The 5,087-nt window shown below is 24.4% G+C and carries 5 protein-coding genes and 2 tRNA genes; 2 read left to right on the top strand and 5 right to left on the bottom strand.

Annotation, left to right across the window (positions count from 1 at the left end; translation table 11 throughout):
• Positions 1 to 174 precede the first annotated feature (174 nt).
• Complete coding sequence (locus BGI41_RS06530; RefSeq protein WP_088539678.1) at positions 175 to 489, bottom strand: DUF2098 family protein; 315 nt, start codon at positions 487 to 489, stop codon at positions 175 to 177.
• 87 nt (positions 490 to 576) lie between these two features.
• Positions 577 to 801 carry a PRC-barrel domain-containing protein gene (locus BGI41_RS06525; RefSeq protein ID WP_088539677.1) on the bottom strand — a complete coding sequence of 75 codons (225 nt, stop codon included), beginning with the start codon at positions 799 to 801 and terminating at the stop codon, positions 577 to 579.
• Positions 802 to 1,071: 270 nt separating this feature from the next.
• Between BGI41_RS06525 and BGI41_RS06520 the strand changes: the two genes are divergently transcribed.
• The gene (locus BGI41_RS06520; protein WP_088539675.1) at positions 1,072 to 2,775 is read left to right on the top strand and encodes a tRNA uridine(34) 5-carboxymethylaminomethyl modification radical SAM/GNAT enzyme Elp3; all 1,704 of its coding nucleotides are present in this window, start codon (positions 1,072 to 1,074) and stop codon (positions 2,773 to 2,775) included.
• A gap of 254 nt (positions 2,776 to 3,029) precedes the next feature.
• Positions 3,030 to 3,752, top strand: coding sequence for a deoxyribose-phosphate aldolase (deoC, locus tag BGI41_RS06515; RefSeq protein ID WP_158211971.1), 723 nt, complete (start codon positions 3,030 to 3,032; stop codon positions 3,750 to 3,752).
• Between the two features lie 443 nt (positions 3,753 to 4,195).
• Here the strand turns inward: deoC and BGI41_RS06510 are convergent.
• From BGI41_RS06510 to BGI41_RS06500, 3 genes are all read right to left on the bottom strand, one after another.
• Positions 4,196 to 4,268: transfer RNA gene (locus tag BGI41_RS06510), tRNA-Phe, on the bottom strand.
• Positions 4,269 to 4,272: 4 nt separating this feature from the next.
• Positions 4,273 to 4,344, bottom strand: a tRNA-Val gene (locus BGI41_RS06505).
• Between the two features lie 214 nt (positions 4,345 to 4,558).
• The gene (locus BGI41_RS06500; protein WP_042706862.1) at positions 4,559 to 4,759 is read right to left on the bottom strand and encodes a histone family protein; all 201 of its coding nucleotides are present in this window, start codon (positions 4,757 to 4,759) and stop codon (positions 4,559 to 4,561) included.
• Positions 4,760 to 5,087 lie beyond the last annotated feature (328 nt).

Genomic DNA, 5,087 nt, shown 5'->3' with positions numbered 1-5,087 from the left:
GCTAAAAATAATTAAAAAAAATAATTAAAACATACAAATAGCTAAAAAATTAAACATAATAAGTAAAAAACTAAAAAACAGACTAAACACGAAAAATAAGTAAAAAACAACATCAAGGAAAGAAATAATCTAAATATTAAAAATCAAAAAGATAAATAGAAAGGTTAAAAAAGCTTAACCTCCTCCTTCAGCAACTTCATCTTGTAATTCGAAGTTAGACATATCATCTTTTCTTTGTTTAATTCTTTCAATATCTTCATCAGTATTATCTTTCTCAAGCTCTTTATATTCTTCTTTATCTTCAAATTCATTATCAGCAAGAAGTTCAACTTTAGAAGTAACATACCACATACCAGTTCCTTTAATTTTAACCCAGTACTTTTCATCTTTTATTCTAATATCTTCTATTTCACCATTAGTACCAGTAGGAACATATACTACATGATCTCCAACTTCTATAGTATTTTCAAGAGCATCTTTAACATCCATTAAAGTCACCACTATATTTGATATAAAATATTAATTGTTACAATTATTTAGTAATTACATCAACATCTAATAAACTACTAATTATAACTATTCAGTAATTACATCAACATCTAATAAAAGATAATCACCAATACTTTTAATATCATCATATCTTACTTCAATTTCATTACTAGAGAGGAAATTTTTTTTAAGAGAAATTAATACTTTTTTAATTTCACCTGAATCTTTATCAAATTCCATATCATTAACTTTACCAATCTCTTTAGCATCAGTATCTAATACTTTCATACCTAATAAGCTTTTAATTCTCATATGAATCCTCACAATAAATGATTTTAAAATTATTTATTTAAACAATAAATTAGTAATATATTAATTATAAAAATATAAATAATTAACTAATTATTTTAAAATATTTAAAATGACAAAAAATTAATTAAAAATTAATTAATTTAAATATTATTATTAATAAATTATCTAATTTTAAGATTTAATAATGTTTCAAGAAGATATAAATACAAATAAGATATAAACTATTGAAATATTAAATTTTTAATTAAAAAAAATAAAAATGGGAAAAACATGTTAGACAAAGCTTGTAGAATAATCATAGATGATATTAAAAATGGTAAAATAAGAAACCGTCGTGAGCTTGAAGTAGAAAAAAGACAACTTTGTCGTAAATTTAAGTTATCAAAATTCATGAGTAATGCAGATATTTTAGAACATGCAGATTATGAAGAAAAAGAAATTATAAGTCCTATTTTACAGAAAAAACCTACAAGAACATTATCAGGAGTTGCAATTGTTGCAGTAATGTGCCATCCACATAAATGTCCACATGGAAGATGTTTTTATTGTCCAGAAAGTAGTACTGCACCACCTAGTTATACTGGTGAAGAACCTGCAGCATTACGTGGAAGAATGTTTAATTTTCATCCATACATTCAATGTTATAATAGATTAATGCAACTTCATAAAGTAGGTCATCCAATTGATAAAGTAGAACTTATTATTATGGGAGGTACTTTCCCATCTCTTGATTTATGTTATCAAGAATGGTTTGTTTCACAATGTTTAAAAGCAATGGTTGATTTTGGTATAATACTTGATGATATTGAAATTAAACATCATGAAAGTTCAAAGTTCCTTGATCTTGATAAAATCAATAAAGATAGTATTCTTAAAAAATATCCTCCATACTCAAATGGATTAGTCAAAGAATATAAACCAAATGATTATGTAATTTTAGAAGATATTCAAAAGGCAAATGAATCTGCTAAAATTAGATGTGTTGGTATGACTTTTGAGACAAGACCAGATTACTGTAAACAAGAACATATTAACAGAATGTTACATATGGGTGTTACAAGAGTAGAACTTGGTGTCCAAACAATACATGATGATATTTATAAACGTGTAAAAAGAGGCCATACCGTTGCAGATAGTATTTCTGCAAATAAAAACCTTCGTGATTCTTGTATTAAAGTGTGTATGCATTTTATGCCAGGATTATTCCAAGATAAAAAACAAGATATTGAAATGTTTAAAACAATCTTTTCAGATCCAAACTATAAACCAGATATGTTAAAACTATATCCTGTACTTGTTACAGAAGGTAGTGAACTTTATGATTTATGGAAAAAAGGAGGTTATCATCCATACACAACAGAAGAAGCAGTTGATGTAATAGTTGAAATTAAAAAGATACTTCCTAAATGGGTTAGAACAATGAGAATTCAAAGAGATATTCCAACTACTTTAATTAAAGGCGGAATTCAAAATTCAAATCTTGGTGAAGTTGTATACAACAGATTAGAAGAAGAAAATATTAATTGTAAATGTATTCGTTGCAGAGAAATTGGTCATAAAAAAACTAAAGAAAATTATAGTATAGATGATTATAAACTCTTTGAAGAAACATATGATTGTTGTGATGGTAAAGAACATTTTTTATCTATTGAAGATAAAAATGAAGAAAGTATTGCAGGATTTTTAAGACTTAGATTCCCATCAAAAGATGCATTTAGACCTGAGATTAATGAAAGTTCAGCATTACTTAGAGAATTACATGTGTATGGAAATCTTATTCATATCGGTAAAAAAGGAAATAATATAGGTCAACACACAGGATTTGGTGAAAAACTAATAAAAAGAGCAGAAGAAATTTCTATAGATAATGGAAAAGAAGAAATGTTAATTATTAGTGGTATTGGTACTAGAAATTATTATCGTAAATTTGGATATGAAAGAAAAGGACCATATATGGCTAAAAAATTAATTTAAAATCTTTAAATATTATAAAAAGTATTAAAAATACTTAAATTATTAATTTTTTAAAAATAAGATTATAAATTAATAAAATAATTATAGAAAATTTCGAATATTAAATTAAAAAAATATTTAACGATTTCAAAAAATCATAAAAAAACAAAAAACTTTAAGTGAATACCTTATAAACAATAATATAAAAGAAAATATTATATATTAGTTCGTAATATATGAAACAATATATATAGGAATTAATGGAGATAATAAAAATGATAGCAAAAACACCTGAAGAACTTGCTAGACACATGGATTTTACTTACTTAGATAATACTGCTACAAAAGAAGATGTAGATGTTTTCTGTAAAATTGCAGCAGATTGGAATATGTATTCTGTTGTAGTAAGTCCTTGCTATGTAAAACAAGCAAGCGAATTATTAAAAGACACTGACGTAAAAGTAGGAACTGTTGTAGGTTTCCCACTTGGAACAAACGATAAACGAGTAAAAGCATTAGAAGCAAAAATTGCAGTAGAAGATGGAGCAGATGAAATAGATATGGTAATGAATATTCCTGCTTTCGTAAATGGAGACTATGATACAATTACTGATGAAATTGCTGCAGTAAGAGCTGAAATTGGAGATAGAATACTTAAAGTTATAATTGAAACTAATTTATTAAATGAAAAACAAATTAAAGAAATTAGTGAAATTGTAAATAAAACTGATGCTGACTTCATTAAAACAAATACTGGATTTACAGGTAAAAATACATTTAATGAAATGGTTACTTACTTACAAATTATTAAAACAGCAGCAAATAATAAAGAAATTAAAGCATCTGGTGGAATTAGAAACAGAAAAACTTGTGCAAGATACTTAGCTGCAGGTGCAAGTAGACTTGGATGTTCTACAGCTAATGTAATTTTAGAAGAGTTTAAAAATGCACTTGAAAATAAAGCATATAAACCAAGAAATATACTTGGAAAATTATAGAAGAATATTAATTCTTCTTATAAACTCTTTTTATAAATCTATTTAAATTATAATTAAATACTCTTTTTATCAAATAATATAAACTATTTCTAAAAAATAAATTACAACAACTACTTCTAATAAGATAAAAAAAATAAACTTTTTAAATATAAACTATTTTTAATTAATAAACTTTTAAATTTAAACCATTTAATAAGAATAGTAAAAAAAGTTAATTAAGTAATATCATAAAATAAAAACTAAAAAAAATATTTTAAATAAAATACTCTTTTTATAATTATTAATCAAATATTCATAAGAAAAATTAGTAAAATAATAAAAATTAAAATAGAATTTAAAAAAATCTAATTAATTAAAAAAATATCAAAATCTTATGAAAATTAATAAAAAAATAGCTATAAAACTTAAATAAAAAAAATTCAAAAATAGTAAAAATCTAGAAATGCCATGGGCCGGACTTGAACCAGCGACATCTAGATCTTCAGTCTAGCGTTCTCCCAACTGAACTACCATGGCATAATGGTCCGGACGAGATTTGAACTCGTGATCCCCTCCACGTCAAGGAGGTATCATACCCCTAGACCACCGGACCTACATACTTATAATAGTTTGTCCGAAGTCATATATAAAGTTTATTATTTAACAATTAAGTTTAATAAATTTTAATAAAAAATATTAAAAACAACTGTAAAATTATAAAAAACTTACAAAATAGGATTTTAATAAAAAATTAAAAATAAAAAATTATGGCCAATTAGAACTGGCCAAGTATAAATACACAAAAACTGAATCAAACACTAACAAATCTATTTGATAGCTAATTTGATATCTTCAGCTTTTACAGTTTTTCTACCAGCGTGGCGTGCGAAATTAACAGCTTTTTGTGCGATTTCGTCACCTTGTTCTTCTAATGCTTCAGCTAATGCAACTTTTGCGTCATCAGAAATTCTTTGTGCTCCAGCATTTTTTAAGATACGACCGACTGGTGCGATTGGTAATTCACTCATGTTTTCACCTCCAAATAATAGTTGTACTACATAGTATATAAAGGTTTCGTAAAAAATTGCTTAATTTTTGTTAATATCCAATCATATAAGTATACTTTTACTTACTGACAATATAAAATATTAATATAATTACAAACAAAAAAATTAGAAAGAATATTAAAACTTATAACTTATTAGAACATTTTTAAAGATTTAAAAAAATTGAAAAAATAATGGTTTAAATTCATTTAAAAATAAAATTAAAGATTATATAAAAACTAAATAAATAAAATAAGTATTAAAATAAAATATAATATATAAAAATAACAGTAACAGATTATATATAAAA

It is taken from the genome of Methanobrevibacter sp. 87.7 (assembly GCF_002208625.1).
Lineage (GTDB): Archaea > Methanobacteriota > Methanobacteria > Methanobacteriales > Methanobacteriaceae > Methanarmilla.
The sequence above is the reverse complement of the archived record's forward strand: the minus strand, read 5'-3'. Positions and strand labels throughout refer to the sequence as shown.

Coding starts and splice junctions, on each gene's coding strand:
- BGI41_RS06530 (WP_088539678.1), bottom strand. CDS start 489: ATGGATGTTAAAGATGCTCTTGAAAATACTATAGAAGTTGGAGATCAT.
- BGI41_RS06525 (WP_088539677.1), bottom strand. CDS start 801: ATGAGAATTAAAAGCTTATTAGGTATGAAAGTATTAGATACTGATGCT.
- BGI41_RS06520 (WP_088539675.1), top strand. CDS start 1,072: ATGTTAGACAAAGCTTGTAGAATAATCATAGATGATATTAAAAATGGT.
- deoC (WP_158211971.1), top strand. CDS start 3,030: ATGATAGCAAAAACACCTGAAGAACTTGCTAGACACATGGATTTTACT.
- BGI41_RS06500 (WP_042706862.1), bottom strand. CDS start 4,759: ATGAGTGAATTACCAATCGCACCAGTCGGTCGTATCTTAAAAAATGCT.